Genomic DNA, 1,353 nt, shown 5'->3' with positions numbered 1-1,353 from the left:
GTGGGGGGCGTCGTGGTCGGGGTGCCGGGGTCGGTCGGCGTCACGGTGCCGTTGCAGGCGACGCCGTTGAGCGCGAAGCTGCTGGGCGTGGGGTTGGAGGACTGGTAGCTGCCCTGCAGGCCGAATTCGGCGGAGCCGCCGGTGGCCAGGTTGCCGTTCCAGCCGGAGCCCACGGCGGTGACGTTCTGCCCGCTCTGGGTCACCGTGGCGTTCCAGGCGGAGGTCACCTTCTGGTCGCCGCCGTACGTCCAGGTCAGACGCCAACCGGAGATGGCGGAGCCGAGGTTGGTGACCTTGACGGCGGCGGTGTATCCGCCGGTCCACTGGTTCACCGTGTAGTCGACCCGGCAGCCGGAGTCCGCGGCGTTGCTGCTGGGGGCGGTGACCAGGGCCACGAGGAGAAGGCCGACGGCGGCGAAGGCCGCCAGGAACGCCGAGGCCAGGGGGCGTTGGCGTAATCGGGTGGGGTGAGTGCGCACGTGTTCCTCCGTGGGGGTGCGGGTGTGGGGGTGCAGGAGTGATGGGAGCGCTCCCATCACATCTCAGCGACTCCGCACCTGCCCTGTCAACGCATGCGCCGGGCATCTTCTCGTCAAGATTCCCGGTGACGCCTTCCCGTCGCGCGACGCCGCTCCGGCGGAACGGCCGGCTGCCCGGAGCCGCGCGGCGAGCCGGCCGGGCGGCGCCGTCTCACTCGGCCAGCGGCTGGATGACGAGCTTGAACTCGGCGAAGGTGAGGTTGATCGGGTGGGGGGCGTTGTGGGTGACCCGCACGGCGAGCGGGACGCCGGGATTGCAGACGATGCCCCACACCTTGACCCAGTACTCGCCGCCGATGGTGGGCGCGCGGTGCTCGGTCGCCGTGGTGTCGACCGGTCCGGCCAACTCCAGCGGGTCACGGGCGAACTGGTCGCGGTACTCGGTGGCGCCGGTACTCTCCGCCCACTGGAGCATGGCGTACAGCTGACCCCAGCCGCGCACCGACGGCCAGATCAGCCCCGACCGGTCGTCGGACGCCCAGTCGGTCACCGTGCGGCCGTCGGGCTGCGCGGCCTGGTGCATCCCGTGGGGGTCGGTGGACTCGGCGGACCCGAACGGGAACCGGACGATCCGGTAGGTCGAGCCCGGCTGGATGCGCTGGGGGGTGCTCACCTTGAGCGACGACAGATGGACGCCGGGGCCTGCTGGGTCGCTGGCGGGCATGGCGCTGGCTCCCTTCACCGGAGGCTGTGCTGGCTCGGACTCCGTCAGATCAACTGCCCTGCTGGATTCAGGTTATGGCCTGCGCGGGCCCTCGGCCGACCGCTCCGTACGCCCGCCGCCGCGGCGGCGGGCGTACGGAGCGGTCGGCCG

Annotated in this window: 2 protein-coding genes; both read right to left on the bottom strand. The window is 72.0% G+C overall.

Translation table 11 applies throughout. The features are described 5' to 3' along the window. A partial coding sequence (locus ACOV8S_RS07120) for a cellulose-binding domain-containing protein (RefSeq protein ID WP_448316770.1) occupies window positions 1-479 on the bottom strand: 479 nt, incomplete at its 3' end. Between the two features lie 211 nt (window positions 480-690). Next, the gene (locus tag ACOV8S_RS07115) at window positions 691-1,203 is read right to left on the bottom strand and encodes a hypothetical protein (protein WP_448316769.1); all 513 of its coding nucleotides are present in this window, start codon (window positions 1,201-1,203) and stop codon (window positions 691-693) included. Window positions 1,204-1,353 lie beyond the last annotated feature (150 nt).

It is taken from the genome of Streptomyces sp. CO7 (assembly GCF_053474865.1).
Note: the sequence above shows the minus strand (reverse complement) of the source record. Positions and strands in the feature narration are given on the sequence as shown.